This is a genomic window from Alcanivorax sp. S6407 (assembly GCF_023016115.1).
In the GTDB taxonomy this organism is placed as follows: Bacteria; Pseudomonadota; Gammaproteobacteria; order Pseudomonadales; family Alcanivoracaceae; genus Alcanivorax.
Genome location: NZ_JALKBH010000004.1, coordinates 506,298 through 531,426 on the forward strand (window position 1 = coordinate 506,298; position 25,129 = coordinate 531,426).

The following is a 25,129-nucleotide window of genomic DNA, read 5'->3' on the forward strand; positions in this document are numbered from 1 at the left end:
CTTTCATCGATATCCAGAATGCAAGACCTAGCCCCATTCAATACGCTCATTCACCCTCCAATAACGCTTCGATTTCTTCAGATTCATTTATAGAACTTCTGTTGAAACCACCGAAACAATGAGCAAGAAACCTGTAAAAATCATAACTCCCCGCTTAATTTTTATATGCGCGTCAATAAGCAACTTTTGATCCTTTATGCTTTTTTCATGGACCAAAATCGCTCCAAGCGCTGTCATTTTTCCTGTCAAATGCCAAACCCTCCAGAATGACATTTCCTCATCCAGGCATTTTGTAACGCTATTAATGATGAGGGCAGCATAAATTAGGAAAATGCCAAAACAAAAAAACATTAATGCAATCAATATATTAATCACTGTTGTAACGCCTATAAATTACGAACAACGCAACGAGGGTCAGGCCTCCCATTTCTCAGAAGCAGGGCCTGCGCCCGACCCAGGTGCCGAGGTGGTTTTTATTCCTGCGGAAGGGGGCCAGCAATCAGAAGGGGTGCGCCAGATGCATAATCTCGTCTTTCTCTTTGGGTATCAGCGGATCGAGGAACCTTCCCTCTTCATCTCTCGGCAAGCGACGATCCGGAATAAAAGTAACCACACCCGGGATGTCATCCCGAAATGTGATCCGCTGCTCAACAACCCCTTTTTCAGGATCAGAAGCAATCAAATTCACTTTTTTGATTTTCCCACTTAGATGACGATATTCCCTTCGTTTTTCTCCAAATACAGCAATATCGCTGATCAATTGACCCTCCTGATAATCAAAGGATCTTGCGGTATTACCCTCGGGATCTTTCATTTCCTTAAGCAAGCCGCCTTCATCATAAATAAACTCCGGAAACCCATATACCGCATCGTCAGCAGTAAACCAGGCATTATCCTCACCGGTCATAAGAACCACTTCCCCAGCAGGTCTTCCTTCCTCATCAAACTTATAAAGCCGCATAAGCGGGTATAGCGCTGGCGGATTCTGGCTGGCATCACTATCCAGCAGCTCACCCTTTTCAGGAAGCCACGTCATGGTGCGGTACCGAGTATCTACATAGCTTTCATTTTCACCATAGCGGTCCATCACCATCCGACTCTCAAGCTCACCCGGCAGCCACTGCACAACTTTTTTCTGGTAACCGTTACCCGCATACCAAAAAGCCCCAACCGGGCTAACGCTATCTGAATATTCCGGGGAAGGATCTACCGTAACAAGAAACTCAAACCCGGTTTCCGCATCGCCGGTAAGGGTCGTAGTCTGTATATGGGAAGGAAAAGGAGGGGCGCTAGTAATCAGGTCATTGTCATCATAAAAAACCACATGCTGAGTCTGCGACCAACCATCTTCACCGGGGATATTTTTAATGGTTATGCTGTAGCCAAACTGATATCTCGCCGGGCAAAAATCACCTTTACAGAGCACCTCTTCTTTTACCAACTGCTTGCCTGGCAGAAAAGGACAAATAGAAATCCGACCATCGCTCTCCAGACCCAACTGCCGGAGCGCAAAACTCCCATCCCCATTGGTACCCATATTCTGCACTACTGACAGCAATGCTGGCGGAACAGGGTTATCCGCTTGTTGATACTTACAGGTCAGCCCACCTTTACGCACATCATCCAGGGTATTCCATTGACCATCGCTGCCTGGGCCAACGACAAAGCGAGAACGCACCATATTGCTTGTACCGTAATCAAAGACCTGCATCCCTTTGACAACACCACCTTCGCGATACTCAACTGTGGCAGGGACGGGCTCATAGGAGCCTGATGCACCGCTATTATTGCCACCACCACCACACCCTACAGCCATAAACATAAAGACCAAAGGAGAGACTAAAAATTTAAAGCTTCTTGTATTATGCAAAACGAGACCCACATTTTTTCATCAAAAACACTGTGCATCACCGGCTAAAAAGCCTTCAGCAATAATCACCGCTGCCATGGAATCCACCCGCGGATCAGCCTTCTGAATACCGGTACGCTCACGCGCTTCCCGGGTGCTGAGGCGCTCATCCACCAGCCAGACTTTCATTCCGAAACGGCCTTTCAAGCGGCCGGCAAATTTCTTGGCGCGGGCCGTGGATTCACTTTCCGTCCCGTCCATGTTCAACGGCAAGCCCACCACCAGCGCCTCCGGCTGCCATTCTTTCAACAGGGCGGCAATGTCATCCCAATTGGGCTGGGTGTTTTTGCAGGGCAGGGCTTTCAGCGGAGAGGCAGTGCCCAGCAGCTCATTACCGCTGGCCACACCGATTTTCTGGGTGCCGTAGTCGAAGGCGAGAATCATGAGGGGCAGTGAACAGTTAACAGTGAATAGTGAACAGCGACGCGACAAGCTAATGGTGTTTTTGAAAGCATATCCGCCGCGTACAAACTCCGGGCGCGGCCTGCCACCTTGAAGAAAGAACCAACTAATCCCGCGTAACTGTTCACTGTTAACTATTCACTATTAACTGTTTTTAGCTGTGCCCCGCCTGACCCGCAATCAGGTTGATGTCCACGCCGATACGCGCGGCGGCGGCGTGCCAGGATTGTTCGAAGGGGGTGTCGAGGACCAGTTCGCGGCTGGCTGGGGTGCTGAGCCAGGCATTGTCTACCAGTTCCTGTTCCAGCTGGCCGGCTTCCCAGCCGGCGTAGCCGAGACACACCAGGGACTGTTCCGGGCCTTCGCCCACGGCGATGGCTTCGAGGATGTCACGGCTGGTGGTGAGCATCAGGCCATCGCTGAGCAGGATGCTGGAATCCCAGTGCGTGGACGCCGCATGAATGATGAACCCGGCTTCCTGCTGCACCGGACCACCGGCCACCACCCGATGTCGCTCGGACGGCGGCACTTCGATCTCGATATCCATGTCAGCAAGAATGTCGCCGAGACTGATCTGCACGGGGCGATTGAGGGTCAGGCCCATGGCGCCCTCGCTGCTGTGCTCAACGACATAGGTGACGGAATGTTCGAAGTTGGGGTCGGCCATCTGCGGCATGGCCACCAGCAACTGGTGTTTCAGGCTTGTGTTGTCCATGGGCACAGTATCGGGGGACGGGGGGAGAGCTGCAAGCTTCAAGCTACAAGCTGCAACGCGGGGAAGGATCTGGAGCCATTCCTCAAACGCATGGGCCGCGCCGCCGCCATGTTCCGGTCTTTGGACATTTCAACGCGGAGTGCCAATCTGGCAATCCGCTCCGCCCTGGCTTCGCGTTGCAGCTTGTAGCTTGAAGCTTGCCTCTGCCGTTACGCCATTTTCTCGCCAGGGCCCGGGTTCGGCCAACAAGTTGGCTCTCCTACGGCGGCTTCGGTTCTGGCGTGTTGCGTGAAGCGTGAAGCGTGCTGCGTTATTTCGACGACACCTTGCGGCTGCTGTCGAATTTCCAGGTGCGGATGATTTCCAGCACATCCATATGCTTGCGCATTTCCGGGGTGAAGTTGTCAAACGGCGCCGCCATGCGCACGCTCTGGATGGCCGCCTGGTCGAGGAACTTGTGGCCGGAGGACTTCAGCACGCGCACTTCCTTGAGTGAGCCGTCCTTCTGGATCGCCACCAACAGGCGCACGGCTCCGAAGGTATTGCTGTTCAGGGCCTGGGCCGGGAAGTTGCGTGTGCCCATGGTTTCCACTTCGCGGCGGAAGGTATCAATGTACTGGGCCTCGTAGTGAGCCTTGGCGGACACCGAGGTGAGACGGCGAATGCGCGGGCGCTTGGCATACGCCTGCTTCTGCTCGGCCAGACGGGCCTGCAGGCTGGCGATCTGCTGGCTCATGTCGAGCAGATTCTCCTGCTTGGCCACCTTGAGCGGCTTCTGCTCAGTCTTTTCCTTTTGTTCGGCCTGTACCTTCTGCTCACTTTCCCGGGCGGTGGTGATTACCAGCAACTGCGACTGACGATCACGCTGCTGCAGGGTGGTCTTTTCCTTGAGCTGGACGTTTTCCAGCTTGCTGTCGGCAAAGTCGGCCTGCTCGGTGGTGGTTAGCTCCTGCTTTTCGGCCAGATCCCCGGAGCCCTGCTGGTTGCTCTGGGCAATAAAATCCGCCTCGTCCGGCTCCTCATCGCTGCGGAACTGGGACAGGGTCACCTCCAGGGTGTGTGGCGCGGCGCGCTGCTTTTCCGGGGCGAAATTAACCCCGAAGATCAGGATGCCGTGGAAGGCCAGCGCCAGAAACACGGTAAAGGTAAGGCGATCTGAAGCACTGACGGGTGAATTGGCTGCCATGAATTCTTCTTTTCACTACTGCTTATTGTGTTTTTTCCGAGGGTACTCTCCGTGCCCCGGGCATACCATCACATGAGAATACGCTGGTGAAAGCGAGTTTCGAGTCACGAGTTGCGAAAACCTGACCTTCCCGGCACCCGGTTTTGCCTTTCGAAACTCGCTTCTCGTGACTCGTTACTTTCTTTTCGTTACTTCTTATCGCCTGCAGGCATACCCTGAAGGGCACGCAGGGCTCCTACGGTAGAGGCGGTCAGGACTCGTCCCGTACCGCCAGCAAGGCATCGAACAGCTGCCCCGCAATGTTGATATCAAATATCGCATCCAGCTCACGGATGCAGGTGGGGCTGGTCACGTTGATCTCGGTGAGATAATCACCAATCACGTCCAGCCCCACGAAATATAGTCCCTTGCGCTTCAGGGTGGGACCTACCTGTTCGCAGATCCAGCGATCGCGATCGGTCAATTCCCGTCCCTGACCGGTGCCACCGGCCGCCAGATTACCCCGCAATTCACCCTCTTTGGGGATCCGTGCCAACGCATACGGCACGGGCTCACCATTGATCATCAGGATGCGCTTGTCCCCATCCTTGATCTCCGGCACGTAACGCTGCGCCATGATCGGGGTCTTGCCGTGCTGGGTCAGCACTTCGATCACCACCGAGATATTCGGGCTGTCCTTGCGCACCCGGAAGATGTTGCTGCCGCCCATACCGTCCAGGGGCTTCATGACAGTGTCATCGAACTCCCGTACAAAATCCCGCAACAGGCCGGCCTGGCTGGACACCAGGGTCGGGGTGCAGCACTGGGGAAAGTCCGTGGCGAACAGCTTTTCATTGCTGTCACGCACACTGCCGGGGCGGTTTACCACCAGCACACCTTCCCGCTCTGCTTTCTCCAGCAGATAGGTGGCGTAGATGTATTCCGTGTTGAACGGCGGATCCTGGCGCATGAGGATAATGTCAAAATCGGCCAGGTCCTGGTTCACGGTATCGGCCAGACGGTACCAATCGTCGTTATTGTCGGTCACTGTGACTGCCCGTGTGGCCGCAAAGCTGCGACCATCGCGCACGTAGAGATCACCTGGCTCCATGTAATAGAGCGACCAGCCTCGTCGCTGGGCCTCCAGCATCATGGCGAAAGTACTGTCTTTCCAGGGTTTGATCTTGGCGATGGGGTCCATCACCACGCCGATTTTCAGGCTCATGGGATCTCCACAGACATAGGGGTGGGCCGGGCAATATTAGCAGCGCCGGCAGGGGATCGCCACGCGGGAAACCTCCGCCTGGCGCGGAGGAGTTTTCCCAAGTTTCATAGGGCCTTATAGATTGATTGTAGAATCTGTGTTAAAAACTTTCCTTGGGCTGACACCGCCACAGGCCCCGCCCATCGTATTATTAGAAAGGCCAAAAATTACAACAAGTTGCGGCCAATTACGGTTCACGGTTAAAGGCAGTTTCCATGACTGACAATTTCCAAGACCTCAAGGTGATGGTTATCGACGACTCAAAAACGATTCGTCGGACCGCGGAAACCTTGTTGAAAAAAGCAGGTTGTGAAGTGATCACCGCCACTGATGGCTTCGACGCCTTGGCCAAAATCGCCGATACCAAGCCCAATATCATCTTCGTGGACATCATGATGCCGCGACTGGATGGGTATCAGACCTGTGCGCTTATCAAGAACAACAGTGCCTTCAAGTCCACCCCTGTGATCATGCTGTCCTCCAAGGATGGCCTGTTCGACAAGGCCAAGGGACGAATCGTGGGTTCTGATGAATACCTGACCAAACCGTTCTCCAAGGACGAACTGCTCGGCGCCATTCGCCAGCACATGGCAGGTTAGGCAGCACGCATGCTGACCGGATAGAGGAAAAAATGGCTCGAATTCTGATTGTTGATGACTCTCCCACCGAAACCTACAAGTTGCGGGAGATTCTGGAAAAGCATGGCCACGAGGTAATCGAGGCCGCCAACGGTGCCGACGGCGTGGCTACGGCCCGCTCCGAACTGCCAGAACTGGTGCTCATGGACGTGGTGATGCCGGGCCTGAATGGCTTCCAGGCCACTCGCCAGCTGACCAAGGGGCCGGACACCGCACATATTCCCATCGTGATCGTTACCACCAAGGATCAGGAGACTGACCGTGTCTGGGGCAAACGCCAGGGCGCCAAGGACTACCTGACCAAGCCGGTGGATGAAGATCTGCTCCTGCAAACCGTCGACCGCCTGCTGGCCGACAGCTGAACTGCAAGGAGCCATGAATGAGCGCTAGCGCCTCCGCCGCCTACATCAAGCTTGCCGAATACCATCAGCGTTGCCGGGAGCAGGCCAAAGACCTGCCCATGCAGCAGGATGCGGTCAGCTATTGGAGTGGCGTGGGCTTTGTGCTCGATGGCAAGAAATACGTGGCACCGCTGGATGAGGTTTCCGAAATCCTCACGGTGCCGGCTTATACCCGGATTCCCGGCGCACAAAGCTGGATGAAAGGTATCGCCAACGTACGGGGCCGCTTGATGACCGTGATGGATCTCAGCGGCTTTCTGGAAAAAAGTTCACCGATTCAGGAAAAGCGCCGCCGGCTGCTGGTACTGGATCAGGACGACCTCTACACCGGCCTGACCGTTGATGAGGTAATGGGGATGCAGCATTTCCCTATTGATGAGTTTGTCGAATCACTGCCAGTCAGTGATCCCAGCGTCACAGGTTATGTGCGCGGGGCCTATCGGCGCGACGGGGAGTACTGGTCCGTGTTCAGCCTGTCCCGGCTGGCAGAGGACCCGCGTTTCATGCAGGTAGCCCGAACCGGCTGACCGCAGAACGCGTACGTGGGGTACATAAGAAGAGTGAACGCCAGGCCAGGAGCCAGACTATGAAGTTCAATCCGGGAGCATTTGTTGAAAAACTGCGGGGGGGTGCGAGCAGCGGCGGCAATTCGCTGAATATTGCACTGTATTTCGGCCTTGCCATCTTTATCGTACTGGCACTGGTCAACTTCCTTCTCTCTGCGACCACCGCGAACCAGGCCCAGGAAAACATTACCTTTGCCTCGGAAATGCGCGTTGTCTCCCAGCAGATTGCCAAGAACTCCCTTGAAGCCGCGGCGGGTAACGCCGACGCCTTCGAGCTGCTGGACAATTCCCGCAAGAGCTTCCAGGAAGCCTGGGATCAGGTGAAGGACGAAAAAGTCGCCGATCCCCAGGTGATCCAGCGTCTGGAAACCCTCTGGAAAGAGGTTGACCAGAACACCGGTACCATTCTGAAAGGGGAAGATACGGTTCTGGATCTGCACGAAGTGGCAGACACCCTGGCCCAGACCATTCCTGCCCTCCAGGCCGAATACGAAGGCGTTGTGGAAATTCTGGTAATGACCGGCGCCGATCCGGAGCAGATCGCCTTTGCGCAGCGCCAATCCTGGCTGGCCGAGCGTATCGTGCGATCTATCTCCAAAGTACTGGAAGGGGGCGACGGTGCGGTCATCGCGGCGGACTCCTTCGGCCGTGACGCCAGCCAGTTCGGCCGTGTCATGAATGGCATGATCGAAGGCGACAGCGCCATGGGCATCGACCAGGTGAACGACCCGGACGCCCTGGATTACCTGGCCGAGATTGCCGACCTGTTTGACGAATTCGTAAACCAGTCCGTGGATGAGATCCTGGAAACCGCCCCGGAACTGTTCCAGGTGCGGAACGCGGCTGACACCATCTTCCGCCGCTCTCAGGATCTGCTGCAGGAATCCACCAACCTCAACCTGCAGTTCGAAAGCTCCACCGGTAGCCTGTTCCCCTCGGTAGGCCTCGGGGCACTGTGTGGCGCCATTGCGATATTGCTGTTCTTCCTGATCATGGCCCAGCGGAACCGTCAGGAAGCCAAGAAGAAAGACGAACTGGAAAGTGAGAACCAGCGAAACCAGGCCGCGATTCTGCGTCTGCTCGACGAACTGGGCGACCTGGCTGACGGTGACCTGACCGTACAGGCGACGGTAACCGAGGACTTCACCGGTGCCATCGCTGACTCCATCAACTACTCCATTGACCAGCTGCGCAGCCTGGTACAGACCATCAACAACTCGGCGGTACAGGTGGCATCGGCCGCCCAGGAAACCCAGTCCACGGCGATGCATCTGGCCGAGGCCTCCGAGCATCAGGCCCAGGAAATTGCCGGGGCGTCTGCCGCTGTGAACGAAATGGCGGTCTCCATTGACCAGGTATCTGCCAACGCCTCCGAATCGGCGGCGGTAGCGGAACGAGCGGTAGCCATTGCCAACAAGGGCGCCGAAGTGGTACAGGCAACCATCCACGGCATGGACACCATCCGCGAACAGATTCAGGAAACCTCCAAGCGGATCAAGCGTCTGGGTGAATCCTCCCAGGAGATTGGTGACATCGTATCCCTGATTAACGACATTGCTGACCAGACCAACATCCTCGCCTTGAACGCCGCGATTCAGGCGTCCATGGCGGGTGAAGCGGGCCGCGGCTTCGCGGTGGTTGCGGATGAAGTACAGCGACTGGCGGAACGTTCCGCCGCTGCGACCAAGCAGATCGAGACCCTGGTTAAGACGATTCAGACCGATACCAACGAAGCGGTAATCTCCATGGAGGCGACCACCGCTGAGGTAGTGAAAGGGGCCCGCCTGGCGCAGGACGCTGGTGTGGCACTGGAAGAAATTGAGAACGTATCGAAAACCTTGGCGGACCTGATCCAGAACATTTCCAACGCGGCGCGTCAGCAGGCGGCTTCCGCGGGTCACATTTCCAACACCATGAACGTGATCCAGGAAATTACTTCTCAGACCTCTGCCGGTACCACCGCCACTGCGCGGTCCATTGGTAACCTCGCCGAGATGGCTCAGGAAATGCGTAATTCCGTTGCCGGCTTCCGTCTGCCGGAGCATTCCTGATCCGGCCTGCGCCGGCTAGGGATACAGGGAGATGGGTGTGGCAATGACAGACCGATGGTCCATCAGAAGCACGCCCGCCATGGATGCGGAGCAATTCCAGCTGTGGCAGGCACTACTGGAAGATCGTACCGGCATGACCCTGTCCGATGCGCGCAAGAGTTTCCTGGAGACCAGCTTGAGCATCCGCATGCGCGAGCTGGGCTTCGAGGAATACGAGACCTATTACGAACACCTGATGGTGGGCACCACCGAATCCCGGGCCATGGAATGGTCCATCCTGGTGGATCGGCTCACCGTTCAGGAAACCAGCTTTTTCCGTCATCAGAGCTCCTATGCCCTGGTGGAGGAGTACGTCCAGGGCTTTGTGGCTGAACAGCCGGAGGGCGCCAATCTGGATGTCTGGAGCGTGGGCTGCTCCACCGGCGAGGAAGCCTACTCACTGGCCATGCTGATCAACGAGCAGCTGGCGGATAACAGCCGCAAGATGTTCTACGGCATTACTGCTACCGACATCAGCCTGCCCACCCTGGCCAAGGCCCGTAAAGGGGAATATGCGGCCCGACGCGCCCTGCAGGTGGACCCGGTATTGCGGGAAAAGTACTTCATGCCCGGGGAAAGCGGGCAGACCGTAATGGTGGCACCGGAACTGAAGCAACACATCTGTTTCGCCCGCCTCAATGTGCTCGACCTGGGCAATGCGCCCATGAACAACATGGATTTGATCTTTTGTCAGAACATGCTGATTTACTTTCGCCGCTGGCGAAAACGCCAGATTGTTAACCGTCTGGCGGAGCGGCTGGCTCTCGGGGGCATGATGGTACTGGGCCCCGGCGAAGTCACCGACTGGCAGCACCCAGATCTGGAGCGGGTGCATTTTGCCGACACGCTGGCATTCCGACGCGTGAAATAGAAGAACGCAACATGCTGCACGCAACAAGCGGCTCGCGAGAACAACAATGCCCTGTAGCACCTGCCAGCCCTGATCAGCCCGCAGCCTGCTACATGTTACGTGTTGCGTATTTATTCCTGCCCGACAAAGAAGGCAGGTTGATGTATGACAGGAGACGTCATGAGTGACCGTCACGACTATCTGGCTCTGGACTGGGTTCGCGGGGAAATCCAGGAGACCCTGAACCAGGCGCAGCAGGCTCTGGAAGCGTTCGTGGAAAACCCGAACGACGCCACCCGTATGCGTTTTTGCCAGGCGCACCTGCATCAGGTGTATGGCACCTTGCAGATGGTCGAATTCTACGGTGCAGCCCTGCTCGCCGAAGAAATGGAAAAGCTCGCCCAGGCCCTGCTGGAAGGCCGTGTCGGCAATGTGGCCGATGGCCAGGAAACGCTCATGCGTGCCCTGCTGCAGCTGCCACCCTATCTGGACCGTGTCGCCAGCAACCGACGCGATCTGCCGGTAGTGCTGCTGCCGCTGCTCAATGACCTGCGTGCCGCCCGTGGCGAATCACTGCTCTCCGAAACCTCCCTGTTCAAACCGGATCTTACCGACGCCACCGGTCGTGGCCAGATCCCACCAGCCCTTCTTAACGACCCCCGCTTTGCTGCTCTGGCAAAGAAGATCCGGCAGATGTTCCAGATCGCCCTGTTGGGCGTACTGCGCAACGATCGCATGGGCGAAAACCTGGGCTACATGGCCAAGGTCTTCACCAAGCTGGAACAGGTCACCGGCGATGCCCCCCGGGCACCGCTGTGGAGCATCAGCAACGCCCTGGTGGAAGGTCTCGCCGAAGACGCCATCGTGCTCGGCACCTCGGTAAAAATGATGCTCGGCCAGGTGGACCGCACCCTGCGTGAACTGACCACCAACGGCGCCGCCAGCCTCAATGAGCCGGCCCCCACCGACCTGCTCAAGAACCTGCTGTACTACGTCGCCAAGGCCGAAGTGGAAAGCCCGCGCATCAAGGATGTGAAGGCCCGATTCCGCCTTGAGGATGCACTGCCTTCTGATGACCTGGTCACCGCCGAACGCGAGCGCATGACCGGCCCGGATGCCGAAGCCATGAACTCTGTGGTGATGGCGCTTTCCGAAGAGATCACCACTGTCAAGGACGCACTGGAAACCTTCGTCCACAACGGCGAGCAGGATGCCAGCCAGCTGCAGCCACAGACCGTGACCCTCAAGCAGGTGGCCGATACCGTAGCCGTGCTCGGCCTCGGCCAGCCCCGCAAACTGGTGGAAGAACAGCTCGGCGTGATGGAAGACATTGTTGGCGGCAAACGTCCCGCCGACCGTGACCTGCTGATGGATATCGCCGGCGCGCTGCTTTACGTGGAAGCCACCCTGGCCGGGCTCACCGGAAACGACCGTCATGGCGGCGGTGGAGGCGGCAGTGAACCGGCCACCATGCCGGGTCACGTTGGTCAGGCCATGGATGCGGTATTGCGCGAGTGCCGTGCCGGCCTGGAAGAAGCCAAGGACGGGATCGTCGAATTCATTGCCTCGCAGTGGAGCGCCGACCATCTGGCACCGGTTCCGGAACGGCTCAACGCGGTACGCGGCGGTCTGGAAGTGATCCAGCTCAACCGTCCCGCCGTGATCCTGCGCCAGTGCGTACGCTACATCGAAGAACAGCTGCTGGAAGCCGATCAGCCCAAGCCTGACTGGCGCAGCATGGACACCCTGGCGGATGCCATCACCTCAGTGGAATATTATCTGGAACGTCTTAGTGACGATCCGGAAACCAGTGACGATATCCTGCAGCTGGCCCGCTCCAGTGTGGAAGCCCTGGGCTATCCCCTGGATGCCGAAAGCGATTTTGACAGTGGTGTCGAGGTGGAGCGCATCGAGCTGAATGCCGATGTGGCCGTGGAAGAACCGGGCACCGAGGCGACCGAAGCCGACACTGTCACAGAGCTGAGCCTCGAACCGGCAACCCCGGAGGTGGCAGAGGAAGCGGAAGTCACCGCCGCAGAAGACGCGGTCGCAACCGATGAATCGGCAGACGCCGACAGCGACGCCGATGCTGTCGAGCCCGAGGAAATCGAACCCTCTGCAGACCTCCCTGAAAGCGAGGGCAGCATTACCCTGGACGCCGAGCCCGAACAGGAACCGGAGCCAGAACCCGAAGTCGTGGCCAGCGCAGAAAGCGAAGACGACAGCCACGAAGCGCCCGCACCTACAGAAACCCCTGATCCCGCTCCTGTTGCCGCAGCGCCGGTGGAGGAAGAGGAAGACGATCTGATCGATGACGAGATCATCGAGATCTTCCAGGAAGAAGCCGGCGAAGTGCTGGAAGCGCTGGACGAATACTTTCCCCGCTGGGCCGCCAATACCAGCGACGAAGAGTCCCTGACTGAATTCCGCCGTGCATTCCACACCCTGAAAGGCTCCGGCCGCATGGTCGGCGCCCTGACCGTAGGCGAGCTGGCCTGGTCTGTGGAAAACATGATGAACCGGGTGATCGACAAGACCATCACCCCGACGCCGATGCTGATCGAGCTGGTGCAGACGGTTCGTAACCATATCCAGCCATTGGTAGATGCCTTCTGCACCCGCCAGCCGGATCCGTTCAACCCGCAGCCGCTGGCCGACGCCGCCGATACCCTGGCCGCCGGTGGGCAGATTGATGCCATCCCGGACGTGACCAGCGACAGTCCCGACCTGGATAACGCTGATCACGGTGAGGAAGTCGTCGAGGTCAGCGCCGAAGCCGCAGAAGAGATTCCGGCCGACATCGAGATCGACACACTCGCCGCCAGTGATGATGAGGTTGAAGGTGAGGCTGAATCTGAAGGTGACGAGGCACAGAGCAAAGACACGCTCACTCTGGACAGCCTGCCTGACGCCGATGAGGCAGAAGATACCAGCAGCCCCGCAGTGAGCTGGGAAGATGCCGAGGACGAGATCACCCTGGAAGCCTTCGATAGCGAAGACGACCTGCAGGAAGACAGCATCACCTTCGAGATGCCGGAGGATGACGCCAGTGGCGAGGATGACACCCTCGAGATCACTGCCCTGGCCTTGGATGACGATGGTGATGACGCCACCAGCGAATCCATCGCTGTGGAAGCCTTGGATGCCAGCGATGATCTGGCTGACATCCCCGATCTGTCCAGCGAAGACGACAACAGCGACGCCCCTGATCCGGTGCTGCGCGAAATCTTCGCCAGTGAGGCCCGCCGCAACCTGGATCTGGTCAGCAACTGGCTGCAGAGCCTGGACAGCGACCTGTCCGAACACGACGTGGATGATGAAGTGCATCGCGCCCTGCACACCCTCAAGGGCAGTGCACGCATGGCCGAAATCGAAGCCGTGGCGGAAGTGGCCGAGCCCGCTGAGAAACTGATCCGCGACCTGATCAGCAATAACCGCCGTGCCACCACCGAGCAGGCGGATCTGGTTCGCCAGGCCTGTGAGCTGATCGAGAACAATCTGAACGGTCTCGACCAGGCTCACCTGCCCGGTGCCGAACCGTTGATTGTGGCACTGCAACAACAACGGGACGGCCTGACCGACAACGACGACCCGGCACCGAATACCGATCCGCACATTCTCTCCGTGTTCCTCTCCGAGGGCATGGATCTGATCGTGGATGCCGAGCAACTGCTGGCCCAGTGGGCCCAGCACCCGGACCAGACCGAAGAACTGGTGCGGCTGCGTGATGAACTGAACCTGCTGGCCAACAGTGCCGCCACCGCCGGGCTGACCGAAATTCATCAGCTGGCCCAGGCCCTGGCCAATACCTACAGCGCGGTGGAAAACCGCCAGCTTGCCTATAGTGATGTGCTGTTCGGCATGGTCAGCGAAGGCCAGGACGCCCTGATGAACATGATGGATTGCCTGGCCGCCGGCCAGACAGTCCGCCCGGAACTGGGGCTGGTGGATTCCCTGCGTGAACTGACCGAAGACGGCCCGGATGATGATGGCCCGAACGGTGGCAAGCCCGCGCCTCTTGAAATGTCCGACGCCGGCGACAGCCAGGTCGAACAGATCGACATTCAGCCGGAGTCGCCCGCCGACAACATTGGCGACTACCAGGCGCATCTTGATCCGGAGCTGGTTTCCCTGTTCCTGGAAGAAGCCGAAGAGATTCTGGAAACCGCCAGCAATGCTCTGGACCAGTGGGAGCAGGGCGACAGCAGCAATGTGGACAGCCTGCAGCGGGATCTGCACACCCTCAAGGGCGGTGCGCGCATGGCAGGCGTAGCCCCGGTCGGAGACCTGGCCCACGAGCTGGAAAATCTCTACGAAGGCTACAATGCCGGCCAGCTGCAGGCCAACAACGACTTGTTCAGCCTGCTGCACCGCTGTCATGACAGCCTGGCGGACATGATTGATGCGCTGCGCGCCGAGAGCAGCCCACAGGCCGCTCCGGAACTGGTCAGCGCCATTCAGGCGTACATCAAGGGCGAACCAGCCGCCAACACCAGCCTGCCGCAGACCCCGGCACCCGAGCCGGAACCGGAACCGCTCAGCCCCACGCCCGTTGCGGTTGAGGACGCGCCCGTTGCCGAGGCACCCCCTCAACCGGAGCGCGACCCGGAACTGGTTGAGATCTTCCTGGAAGAAGCTGACGAGATTCTCGAATCTGCGGGGAACAGCCTGGAGCTGTGGATCGGCGAGCAGGACAACCTGATCGAACTACAGTCACTGCAGCGTGACCTGCACACCCTTAAGGGTGGCGCGCGGATGGCCGAGGTAGCCGAATTGGGTGACCTGGGCCATGAGCTGGAAACCCTTTATGAAGGGCTGGCCCAGAGCCAACTGACCGTTGCACCGACACTGTTTGACTTGCTGCACCGCTGCCACGACCGGTTGGCCGAGATGGTCGAAGCCCTGCGAGGCAACCAGCCGCTGCCCGGCGGTGACGAACTGATTCAGTCCATCCATGGCTATGTGGCCGATCCGGCAGGCTTTACCCTGCCTGCCTTGTCTGCTGCGGCACCGGTCGAAGCGCCAGCTGCCGCCGTAGAGACCGCGCCCGTAGCGGAACCGGAAGCCAGCACCCCGGCAGCCGAAGTCTCCCTGGGCACCAGCGATCCTGCCGACGATAATTGGCAGCCGGATACCGATCCGGAAATTTTGGAAATTTTCCTGGAAGAATCCGAAGAGCTGTCGGAAATCATCGATGGCAACCTTAGTTCCTGGAAAGACCACCCGGAAAGCCGCGAGTTTGTCGACGACATCAAGCGCGCCCTGCATACCCTCAAGGGCGGTGCCCGTCTTGCCGGCCTGAAGCAGCTGGGAGACATCAGCCACGATTTCGAAACCTACCTGATTGAGCTGGAAAAGCGCACCGGCGCACCCGCCCAGGAAGATTTCCAGCCCATGCTCGACTGGCACGACCAGATCAGCAAGGGCATGGAAACCGTGGCCAGGGGAGCGCGCGCCAATCAGGCAGCCAAACCGGCCCCTGTGGCCGAGCCGGAAGCGGTCAGTGGCGAGTTGATGCCGGCAGCACAGCCCGAGCAGCAACCGAAACAGGATGACCGTCGCCAACGCCAGAATCAGGCCCAGCCCCAGGAAATGGTGCGGGTGGGCGCCGATGTGCTGGAAGCGCTGGTAAACCTGGCCGGGGAAACCTCCATCAACCGCGGCCGGGTGGAGCAGGGGCTCACCGAATTCACCTTCAACGTAGAGGAAATGGGTAACACCATTCAACGTCTCTACGAACAGTTGCGTCGTCTCGATTCGGAAACCGAAGCGCAGATCATGTCCAACTACCAGCAGGGCGTGGATCGCGGGGAATTCGACGAGGATTTCGATCCACTGGAAATGGACCAGTACTCCGAACTCCACCAGATCACCAAGCAGCTGTCGGAATCGGCGTCTGACTTGCTGGATTTGAAGAACACCCTGCTGGACCGTACCAAGGACACGGAAACCCTGTTGCTGCAGCAATCACGGATCAACACCGAGCTGCAGGAAAAGCTCATGCGTACCCGCATGGTGCCGTTCACCCGTCTGGTGCCACGTCTGCGTCGTATCGTGCGGCAGATCTCCGGCGAAGTGGGCAAGCGAGTCGATTTCGATGTGCTCAACCCGGAAGGCGAACTGGACCGCTCCCTGATGGAGCGTGTGGTAGCGCCACTGGAGCACATGCTGCGTAACGCGGTGGACCACGGTATCGAAACCAGCGAAGGCCGCCAGAGTGCAGGCAAGGACAGCACCGGTCGCATCAATCTGGAACTGGGCCGTGAAGGGGGCGAGGTGGTCATCACCCTGTCCGACGACGGCAAGGGCATCGACACCGACGCGGTACGAAAGAAGGCCATCGAGCGCGGCCTGATCACTGAAGACGCCCAGCTTTCCGAGCAGGACATTCAGCAATTCATCTTCCATGCCGGTTTCTCCACCGCCGCCGCCGTGACCCAGATTTCCGGCCGTGGCGTGGGCATGGACGTGGTAGCCAGCGAGATCAAGCAGATGGGTGGCTCGGTGACCATCGATTCCCACAAGGGACAGGGCACCCGCTTTATCATTCGCCTGCCATTCACTCTGGCCATGAACCGCGCCCTGATGGTGAAGGCCGGCGAAGACAGCTATGCCATTCCGCTGAACCAGATCGAAGGTATCGTGCGTATCAGCCCCTTCGAGCTGCAGCACTACTTCAGTGAAGAAAACCCGGTTTACACCTACGTGGGTCAGGATTACGAGCTGGAGTACCTGGGCAACTTTGTCCACGGCATCCGCGCCCCGTATCTGGAAAACCAGAGCACACCCATGCCGGTGCTGCTGATCCGCAGTGCCGAGCATACCGTCGCCATCGTGGTAGACGACCTGGTCGGCTCCCGCGAGGTGGTAGTGAAGTCTGTCGGCCCGCAGCTGGCCAGTGTGGCCGGTATCAGTGGTGCCACCATCCTCGGGGATGGTTCCGTGGTGATCATTCTCGATATCCACTCCCTGATCCGTGCCGCCCACGTCCAGGTGCCCACCCTGCCGGTGGAAGAGGCCGCCGTGGAAACGCCCAAGCTGCCGGAAGAGCCGGCCATGCCGAAGCGCGATACCCCGCTGGTGATGGTAACGGACGACTCGGTAACCGTACGGAAGGTGACTACCCGCCTGCTGGAGCGCAACGGCTACGAAGTCGTCACTGCCAAGGACGGGATGGATGCCATCGCCAAGCTGGAAGACTTCCGCCCCGATCTCATGCTGCTGGATATCGAAATGCCGCGCATGGACGGCTTCGAAGTGGCCACCCACGTGCGCCACGACAGCCGCCTGAAGGATGTGCCGATCATCATGATTACCTCGCGCACCGGCGAGAAGCACCGCGACCGGGCCTTCGATATCGGCGTGAATTGCTACATGGGCAAGCCCTTCCAGGAGAACGAACTGCTGTCCACCATCCGTGAATTGCTGGGCGAGCTGCAGGAAACGACCCAGGGATGACCACAACGGCCCGCGTCGGCGTGATCGCCGATAGCACACTGCAGGGACATCTGCTCTCCAGCGCGGTGAAAGGGCAGGGTTATCAGGTGGTGGTCAACACCGAGCCGGGCAATCTGGAACCGCGCTGGTTCGCGGAAAATGCGCTGGATCTGTGGGTGGTGGACCTGTCCAGCGAGGATCGCTGGCAGGACTTTCTCGACACCCTGCTGGAAGAAGCCAGCGCGCCGATCCTGTTCTGCGATGGTCAGGCACCGTCACGCACCGACGCCCACTACCCACGCTGGGAACGTCGCCTGGTGACCAAGCTGGTGGACTATATCGGCAAGCCCCAGCTGCAGGAACGTCTCGACATCATTCCCCAGCGCGCCCCCAAAGCGCGTATCCCTGAACCCCGTGAATTTCAGGCCATTCTGCCGGCCAACCGTCCCCAGCGCGTCTGGGTACTGGGCGCCAGTCTGGGCGGCCCCGCCGCGGTGAAGGATTTTCTCGATTGTCTGCCGGACAAACTGCCGGTGGCTTTTGTACTGGCACAGCATATCGACGGCAGTTTTCTGGACACCCTGTGCGGTGTACTCAGTCGTGACAATCACACTCGCTGCAAGGTGGGCGTGGATGGCGAATCACTTCGCCACGGCGAACTGGCCATTGCACCGGTGGAATACGCTATCAGCTTTCGCCATGACGGCCGCATCCAGTCCACCGGCCAGGATTGGGAAGGCCCCTATGCCCCGTCCATTGATCAGGTCATCCAGAATGTCAGCGATGGCCTGGGTGAACAGGCAAGTGGGGCCATCCTGTTTTCCGGAATGGGTAACGACGGCGCCATCGCCGCCCCCAAACTGGCTGCCAGTGGCCGGCCGGTGTGGGCCCAGAGCAGCGACACCTGTGCCTGCAGCAGCCAGCCTGACTCGGTGCGGGAAACCGGCTGCGTCACCTTTAGCGGTTCTCCTGAACAGCTTGCGCAGCAGCTGGTGGAACAGGTAAGAAGAGAATTGAACAACGCCGAAAGCCTGACGCCTGACGCCTGACGAGGGCTTGCACCACCAAGGTCCGGCTTACATTTGAGGTTGATTATGAGCAGTTTGCCAACGGAAATTTCCAGTCTGCTGATCCCCATGCAGGGTCGCCCCTGGCTGGTACCCAACATTGTGGTGGCCGAGGTCATTCCCCTGCGCCAGCCGGACCGTCCCGGGCATGGCCCGGAATGGCTGCTGGGCTGGCTCAGCTGGCGCGATCAGAACATTCCGCTGGTGTCCTTCGAGCGCCTCAATGAATCCGGACAGATCACCATCGGCCAGGATGCCCGTATCGCGGTGCTCAACACCGTTGCCGGCAAACGCCCCTTCTATGCGGTGATCGTGCAGGGGATCCCGCGGCTGCTCAAGGTCGGCAAGGATGATCCGGTGGAAGAACCGGTGGATACCGGCCCGGCTGAATCCATGTACATCCAGGTGGCCGGGGACCTGGCCGTGATTCCCGATCTGGATGCCATCGAAGGCGCGGTGTCCGGCCTGCAGACATGATCGACCGGGAGCGCCTTGCCAAGCTGGCAGCAGAACAGCCTGACACCCCGGGCGTATACCGTAATCTCTACGACACGCCCCATCATGGCCTGCGCGAGTTCCTGCGCTGGCAATGGGATAGCCGCGGCCAGTTTCCGCGACATCTTTCCTTCCCGCAGCAGAGCCCGGATCCGGCACGAGTGAACCACCCGGGCCCCGAGCCGCAATTGACCTGGATCGGCCATTCCACCTTCCTGTTTCAGTACAAGGGCTGGAACCTGCTCACCGACCCGGTATTTTCCGAGCGTTGTTCGCCATTTACCTTTGCCGGGCCGAAACGGGCGGTGCCACCGGCGCTGACCATCGATGAACTGCCACCCATCAATGCGGTGCTGGTATCCCACAATCACTACGACCATCTGGACAAGGCTTCGGTGAAGCAACTGCAAGCCCGCTTCGGCAAGGATATTCTCTGGTTTGTGCCCCAGGGGGTAGCCCGTTGGCTGCGTAAGCTGGGGGTGGAGCGTATTATCCAGCTGGGCTGGTGGCAGAGCGAATTCCATGGTCAGGTGGAAGCCTTCTGTCTGCCGGCACAGCACTTCAGCGGCCGCGGCCCCGGTGACCATAATCGCAGCCAGTGGTGCAGCTGGCGTCTGGAATTTCCCGACTTCTCGCTGTATTTTGCCGGCGATACGGGTTATGCCCCGCTGTTTGGTGAGATCGGTGAGATATTTGGTCCGGTGGATCTGGCCCTGCTACCCATCGGTGCCTACGAACCACGCTGGTTCATGTCGCCGGTGCATATCAACCCGGCGGAAGCGGTGCATATCCACAAGGATATCCAGGCCCGGCAGTCGGTGGCCATGCACTGGGGCACCTTCGTGCTTACCGATGAGCCCATGGATGCGCCGCCCAAGGCGCTGGCACTGGCCCTGGAAAGCCATTCGATTCATCCGGATCAGTTTCGTGTTCCCCAACATGGCGAAACCCTGATCCTGCAGCAGGATTAACAACAACGATCATGAGCAAACAATCCCAGGGTCGCCAAATGTGGCTGTTGGTCCGCCTGCTGGCGTGGTTACCGCTCCCTCTGGTGACCGCCTTCGGCGCCTTTATCGCCACCCTGATCACCTTTGTGCCGCTGCGCTATGCCAGCGCCTACCGCGTGGTGCTGATCAACCTGCTGGCGACCCACCCGGACATGAGCCTGGCCGAGGCCAAACGCATCGGCCGCAAAAGCATGGCCGAACTGGGCCGCACCCTGACGGAATTCAGCCATGTCTGGCACCGTCCAGTGGAAGAAACCCTGTCCCGGGTCACCCACCTGCACGGAGAGGCCGCCTTTCTTGAAGCTACTGCCAGTGACAAGCCGGTACTGCTGCTGTCGCTGCATCAGGGCAGCTGGGAAATCAGCAACCTGTATCTGGGCAACAAGACCGAGGCAGGAAAGACCCTGATCATGTACCAGCCGCACCCGGCCACCCTGATGGATGCCATGGTCAAGGCTGCCCGCGAGCGTACCGGCTCAGTGCTGATCCCCACCAACAGCCAGGGGGTGAAACAGGCGCTGGCCGCCATGAAGAATGGCGGCACCCTGGGCATCCTGTCTGATCACAACCCCGGTAACCGCAGCAATCCCAGCGTGCCGTTCTTCGGCTATGACGTGCCCACCCCGGCACTGATCGACAAGCTGGTACAGCGTTACCGCCCCCATGTGTTCATCGTTTCCTGTAACCGTGGCGAAGGTGGCGTAAAAGACATCCATGTACATTTCGAACCGGCCCCGGCCATCGAGCAGGCCAGTGATTGCACCGAGATCCTCACCGAAATGAACGCCGGCCTGCAGCGCTGCATAGAGCGCAACCTGACCCAGTATCAGTGGACCTACAAACGCTTCAAGTGGAGCCGCGATGGCCGCCGTAACTGGTATCGCCAGTCCCGGCGCCTGCTGAACGACGTGGCTGCCGGCAAGGATCGCAAGGCATTGGGGTTGCACCCCGATGCTGATCATCATCAAGGCACACCACCTTAATGTTGCCTTAATCTGCATCATGGAAGATGCGGAAAATTGAAGGGACACTGACATGACGACACCGGCAAGCTGGCACCCACTGCACAAGGGCCTGCACTGGCTGACGCTGGCCCTGATCATCACCGCCTGGGCCGCCGTTGAACTGCACGAGGAGTTTGCCAAAGGCGATCCCTGGCGAGAGTGGTGGGAGCTGCTCCACTTCACTGTGGGCTTTACCCTGTTGTTGACGCTGGTACTGCGACTTTATGGGCGCGCCCGATATGCCCGTCCAGCGCTGATCGCCTCCCCCTGGCAGGCGCTGGCCTCAAAAGCCGTCCATGGGTTGCTCTATCTGGTGATCCTGGCCATGCCGCTGACCGGCATGGGCATGCGCCAGCTGGCGGGCAAGGACACCGAGCTGTTCTGGCTGTTCAAACTGCCCCAGATCACCGCCATCAACACCGACCTGGCCAAACAGGCAGCCTGGATTCACAAGGACTTTCTGTGGACGGCACTTCTGACGCTGGTGGTTATCCACGTGGCAGGCGCCCTCTGGCATCACTTCATCGACAAGGACGACACCCTGCGGCGGATGCTATGACAGGCCTGATGCTGGACGCCTGAAGCCTGACGCATAAAACCTCGCATCCTTGGGGCTGTTGACTTCACCTTACCGGCCCTCTCTATCGGGAAGCCCTCTAGACAAAGCAAAGAGGAGGTTATTCGCCTTTCGTCAGGCCTCTGGCCTCAGGCGTTCAGCGTCCCATCAAACCATTGCCCCTGCCGGATGGGAGCGGCACAATGCTTCGCCATTGTTGAGCAACGCCATCAGGCCCGCATCCGGAGATCCCCATGACCATCGAGAAAGGCAAGGTCGTCACCCTGCATTACCAGCTGTTCAATGCCGAGGACGGCAGCGAGATCGAAAACTCCCAGAGCACCGGCGAGCCCATGGCCTACCTGCACGGCTACAACAACATCATTGCCGGCCTGGAAAGCGCGCTGGAAGGTAAAAGCAGCGGTGAGCAGGTGGATGTCACCATTGAAGCCAAGGATGCCTACGGCGAGTACGACAACACCCAGTTCCAGCGTATCTCCCGCAAATACCTGAAGCACGCCGGCAAACTGACCCCGGGCAAGGTGGTCACTGTCAGCACCGACGAAGGGCCGCGCATGCTGACCGTACTGAAAGTGGGCCTCAAGACTGTAGACGTGGATGCCAACCATCCCCTGGCCGGCAAGGCCCTGCGCTTCGTGGTCGACATCACCGATATCCGTGACGCCAGCGAAGAAGAGATCGCCCACAAGCATGCCCACGGGGTAGGCGGGCATTCGCATTAAGATCCGCTTCACGCATCACGCGGCACGCAACAACGCGGAACAGGCCCCGGGATCAGCAAAGCCTGCTCCGCGAACTTGCTGAAAATCAGTTTCGAGTTGAGAAAGGCAAAACCGGGCGCACTGTTTCCGCTTTTCGTAACTCGAAACTCATAACTCGCTCCTCTGGAATCCTTACCTCGCCAAGGCTCGAATCGCTTGCAGGCAAGCTCCTACAGCGACTTCGCGAACGGGGCCTTGCTGTTCATCTGACATTTCTCCGCGGACGCTCAACTTTCTGCCCAGGTAACACCTCCCGCGTTGTTGCGTGATGCGTGCTGCATGCCAGCGGATTTGTGCTAGTCTACTAGCCCAAAAGCATGAGACGAGGGCACAGGAATGCCGGAATACAGTTACTGGATTATTGCCGGGTTGGTACTGGTCATCGGGGAGTTTGTGGTCTCCGGGCTGGTGGTGATTTTCTTTGGTATCGCCGCCCTGATTGTCGGCAGCCTCAAGTTCCTTGGCCTGCTGGATGACACCACCTGGGAGCTGACCCTTTTCGCCGTGCTCAGCCTTATGTCCCTGATCTTCGTGCGCCGCTACTTCAGCGACAAATTGATGGGCAAGGAACGGGAAACCGAAGGCAATGAAGACAGTGCCGGCCTGATCGGCCAGCGCGCCACCGTCGCTGAGCCTTTCAAGGATGGCACCGGTACCGTCAACTATCGCGGTGCCCGCTGGCAGGCCCAGAGCAGCCAGCCGCTGGAAGCGGGCCAGATGGTGCGCATCACCCAGCATGAAGGCCTGTGGCTCACCGTAGAGCCCTGGACCAACACCTCCTCCTGATTTACCTCACAACAAGGAAGCTTTCCCCATGGCAGGATTAATTATTTCCGGACTGTTTGCACTGGGCGCCGTCGTGCTGCTGTTCATGGTCATCCGCATTGTGCCCCAGCGCCAGGTGTACGTGGTAGAACGTCTGGGCAAATACCAGACCTCACTGGATGCCGGCATGCACTTCCTGATGCCCTTTATCGACCGCGTCGCCTACAAGCACTCCCTGAAAGAAATCGTCCGTGATGTGCCGCGCCAGAGCTGTATCACCAAGGACAATATCGAAGTCTCCATCGACGGTGTCATGTACCTGCAAGTGGTAGACCCCAAGGCCGCCAGCTACGGCGTTGATGACTATGTCATGGCTGCCCAGCAGCTGGCCCAGACCACCCTGCGTTCCGTGATTGGTAAAATCGATCTCGACAAGACCTTCGAGGAACGCGGCGATATCAACATGGAAGTGGTACAGGCGGTGGACGAAGCTGCCCAGCCCTGGGGTGTGAAGGTACTGCGTTACGAAGTGGCCGACATCAACCTGCCCGTGTCCATCAAGGATGCCATGGAGAAACAGGTTCGCGCCGAGCGTGAACGTCGCGCCGTGGTCGCCGAGTCCGAGGGTGAACGTCAGGCCGCCATCAACCGTTCCGAGGGTGACCGCCAGGCGGCGATCAACCGTTCGGAAGGTGAAAAGCAGGAGATGATCAATATCTCCGAAGGTGAAAAGATGAAGCAGATCAACGAAGCGGAAGGTCGCGCCAAGCAGATCGAACTGGTCGCTCTGGCCACCGCCAAGGGTCTGAACATGGTAGCTCGCGCCGTGAAGGAAGAGGGCGGTCAGGAAGCTGTCAGCCTGCGTATCGCCGAACAGTACGTGGCCGCTTTCGAGAAAGTCGCCAAGGAATCCACCACCATGCTGCTACCCAACGGCCTCAGCGATATCGGTGGTGCCGTGGCCGGCCTGCAGAAAGTACTCAAGACCGTGGACAACACCCCGGGCTGAAGAACGCCTGCTGGCGGGAGCTCAGCTTGAGGTGCGAATCCGAGCGACAACGAGCTCCCCAAGGCAGACGCGAGTAACGAGTTACGAGTTGCGAAGACCAACCCTCAGATCCATCGGGTTTTGATCTTCGTAACTCGCGAATCGAAACTCTCCCTTTCGCACCGGTAGGAGCACCTCTTGAGGTGCGAATCCGAGCCTTGGCGAGGAAATTCGTCATGCGCTACAACAAGACTTTCCTGAATAGCCCTATCCAGATGTCAGGGAGCCCTGATAGGCCATGATCGCCCTTCGGTCGATTCCGTGCTTCGCACGGTTCGCACCTCAAGAGGTACTCCTACAGCAGCTTCGTAGCGACGCATCTCGGTCCTTGCTCCGCTCTTGCAATCCGCCCCTCACATCCCCATATCCTGACGCTCCCTTCCCGAAAGCCTCAGGAGCTCCCATGTCCCGTCATTTTGAACAGGCCGACGGCCTCTGCGAACAGCCCGATGCGGCGACCAACGATTTTCTGTTCAACCAGACCATGCTGCGTATCAAGGAGCCGACCCGCAGTCTCGATTTCTATACCCGGGTGCTGGGCATGCGCCTGGTGCGCAAGCTGGATTTTCCGGAGATGAAATTCAGCCTCTACTTTCTCGCCTACCTGAACGACGAGGAAGCCAGCCAGGTGCCGGAAGATGATGTAAAGCGTCTCACCTACACTTTCGGCCGCGAAGCCATGCTCGAGCTGACCCATAACTGGGGCACCGAAGACGATGCAGATTTCAGCTACCACGACGGCAATGCCCAGCCCCAGGGCTTTGGCCATATCGGCATCACCGTACCGGATGTCTACGCCGCGGCAGAACGTTTCGAGGAACTGGGCGTGACCTTCGTGAAGCGACCCGATGACGGCAACATGAAAGGCCTGGCCTTCATCAAGGATCCGGACGGTTACTGGATCGAAATCCTGCAGGCCAACATGTTGGAAAAACAGCAAGCTGACGCCTGACGCCTGACGCCTG

At 58.9% G+C, this 25,129-nt stretch carries 21 protein-coding genes; 15 read left to right on the forward strand and 6 right to left on the reverse strand.

Annotated elements, in window-relative coordinates; translation table 11 throughout:
- Window positions 1-87 precede the first annotated feature (87 nt).
- The 6 genes from MWU49_RS12025 to gshB all read right to left on the reverse strand — a co-directional run bounded on the left by MWU49_RS12025 (window position 88) and on the right by gshB (window position 5,416).
- The gene (locus tag MWU49_RS12025; RefSeq protein WP_246972600.1) at window positions 88-375 is read right to left on the reverse strand and encodes a hypothetical protein; all 288 of its coding nucleotides are present in this window, start codon (window positions 373-375) and stop codon (window positions 88-90) included.
- Window positions 376-499: 124 nt separating this feature from the next.
- Complete coding sequence (locus MWU49_RS12030; protein WP_246972603.1) at window positions 500-1,882, reverse strand: hypothetical protein; 1,383 nt, start codon at window positions 1,880-1,882, stop codon at window positions 500-502.
- 9 nt (window positions 1,883-1,891) lie between these two features.
- Window positions 1,892-2,293 carry a Holliday junction resolvase RuvX gene (ruvX, locus tag MWU49_RS12035; protein WP_348646703.1) on the reverse strand — a complete coding sequence of 134 codons (402 nt, stop codon included), beginning with the start codon at window positions 2,291-2,293 and terminating at the stop codon, window positions 1,892-1,894.
- A 172-nt stretch (window positions 2,294-2,465) separates the two neighbouring features.
- Window positions 2,466-3,026, reverse strand: coding sequence for a YqgE/AlgH family protein (locus MWU49_RS12040; RefSeq protein ID WP_246972606.1), 561 nt, complete (start codon window positions 3,024-3,026; stop codon window positions 2,466-2,468).
- Between the two features lie 310 nt (window positions 3,027-3,336).
- The gene (locus tag MWU49_RS12045) at window positions 3,337-4,212 is read right to left on the reverse strand and encodes a TonB family protein (protein ID WP_246972609.1); all 876 of its coding nucleotides are present in this window, start codon (window positions 4,210-4,212) and stop codon (window positions 3,337-3,339) included.
- Between the two features lie 250 nt (window positions 4,213-4,462).
- Window positions 4,463-5,416 carry a glutathione synthase gene (gshB, locus tag MWU49_RS12050; RefSeq protein ID WP_246972611.1) on the reverse strand — a complete coding sequence of 318 codons (954 nt, stop codon included), beginning with the start codon at window positions 5,414-5,416 and terminating at the stop codon, window positions 4,463-4,465.
- A gap of 254 nt (window positions 5,417-5,670) precedes the next feature.
- Between gshB and pilG the strand changes: the two genes are divergently transcribed.
- From pilG to gloA, 15 genes are all read left to right on the forward strand, one after another.
- Window positions 5,671-6,054, forward strand: a complete 384-nt coding sequence (gene pilG, locus MWU49_RS12055) for a twitching motility response regulator PilG (protein ID WP_246972619.1) — start codon at window positions 5,671-5,673, stop codon at window positions 6,052-6,054.
- Window positions 6,055-6,086: 32 nt separating this feature from the next.
- Window positions 6,087-6,455, forward strand: a complete 369-nt coding sequence (gene pilH / locus MWU49_RS12060; RefSeq protein ID WP_246972622.1) for a twitching motility response regulator PilH — start codon at window positions 6,087-6,089, stop codon at window positions 6,453-6,455.
- A 17-nt stretch (window positions 6,456-6,472) separates the two neighbouring features.
- On the forward strand, window positions 6,473-7,021 hold the full coding sequence (locus tag MWU49_RS12065; RefSeq protein WP_246972625.1) for a chemotaxis protein CheW: 549 nt from the start codon (window positions 6,473-6,475) through the stop codon (window positions 7,019-7,021).
- Window positions 7,022-7,080: 59 nt separating this feature from the next.
- Window positions 7,081-9,111: a methyl-accepting chemotaxis protein gene (locus tag MWU49_RS12070; protein ID WP_246972628.1), complete on the forward strand. Its 2,031-nt coding sequence runs from the start codon at window positions 7,081-7,083 to the stop codon at window positions 9,109-9,111.
- A gap of 31 nt (window positions 9,112-9,142) precedes the next feature.
- The gene (locus tag MWU49_RS12075) at window positions 9,143-10,021 is read left to right on the forward strand and encodes a CheR family methyltransferase (protein ID WP_246972630.1); all 879 of its coding nucleotides are present in this window, start codon (window positions 9,143-9,145) and stop codon (window positions 10,019-10,021) included.
- A 159-nt stretch (window positions 10,022-10,180) separates the two neighbouring features.
- On the forward strand, window positions 10,181-17,458 hold the full coding sequence (locus MWU49_RS12080) for an Hpt domain-containing protein (RefSeq protein ID WP_246972635.1): 7,278 nt from the start codon (window positions 10,181-10,183) through the stop codon (window positions 17,456-17,458).
- Window positions 17,455-18,486, forward strand: a complete 1,032-nt coding sequence (locus MWU49_RS12085; RefSeq protein WP_246972638.1) for a chemotaxis protein CheB — start codon at window positions 17,455-17,457, stop codon at window positions 18,484-18,486. The genes MWU49_RS12080 and MWU49_RS12085 overlap by 4 nt, the downstream gene beginning before the upstream one ends.
- A 45-nt stretch (window positions 18,487-18,531) precedes the next feature.
- Window positions 18,532-18,981 (forward strand): chemotaxis protein CheW, encoded by a 450-nt coding sequence (locus MWU49_RS12090; RefSeq protein WP_246972641.1) that lies wholly within the window; start codon window positions 18,532-18,534, stop codon window positions 18,979-18,981.
- On the forward strand, window positions 18,978-19,970 hold the full coding sequence (locus MWU49_RS12095; protein WP_246972644.1) for an MBL fold metallo-hydrolase: 993 nt from the start codon (window positions 18,978-18,980) through the stop codon (window positions 19,968-19,970). The genes MWU49_RS12090 and MWU49_RS12095 overlap by 4 nt, the downstream gene beginning before the upstream one ends.
- Window positions 19,971-19,981: 11 nt before the next feature.
- The gene (locus tag MWU49_RS12100) at window positions 19,982-20,992 is read left to right on the forward strand and encodes a lysophospholipid acyltransferase family protein (RefSeq protein WP_246972646.1); all 1,011 of its coding nucleotides are present in this window, start codon (window positions 19,982-19,984) and stop codon (window positions 20,990-20,992) included.
- A 52-nt stretch (window positions 20,993-21,044) separates the two neighbouring features.
- On the forward strand, window positions 21,045-21,572 hold the full coding sequence (locus MWU49_RS12105) for a cytochrome b (protein ID WP_246972648.1): 528 nt from the start codon (window positions 21,045-21,047) through the stop codon (window positions 21,570-21,572).
- Window positions 21,573-21,823: 251 nt separating this feature from the next.
- Window positions 21,824-22,312 (forward strand): peptidylprolyl isomerase, encoded by a 489-nt coding sequence (locus tag MWU49_RS12110; protein ID WP_246972651.1) that lies wholly within the window; start codon window positions 21,824-21,826, stop codon window positions 22,310-22,312.
- 375 nt (window positions 22,313-22,687) lie between these two features.
- Window positions 22,688-23,137: an NfeD family protein gene (locus MWU49_RS12115; RefSeq protein WP_246972654.1), complete on the forward strand. Its 450-nt coding sequence runs from the start codon at window positions 22,688-22,690 to the stop codon at window positions 23,135-23,137.
- 28 nt (window positions 23,138-23,165) lie between these two features.
- Window positions 23,166-24,125 carry a slipin family protein gene (locus MWU49_RS12120; RefSeq protein WP_246972657.1) on the forward strand — a complete coding sequence of 320 codons (960 nt, stop codon included), beginning with the start codon at window positions 23,166-23,168 and terminating at the stop codon, window positions 24,123-24,125.
- A gap of 442 nt (window positions 24,126-24,567) precedes the next feature.
- Window positions 24,568-25,116: a lactoylglutathione lyase gene (gene gloA, locus MWU49_RS12125; protein WP_246972659.1), complete on the forward strand. Its 549-nt coding sequence runs from the start codon at window positions 24,568-24,570 to the stop codon at window positions 25,114-25,116.
- The last annotated feature ends 13 nt before the right edge of the window (window positions 25,117-25,129 follow it).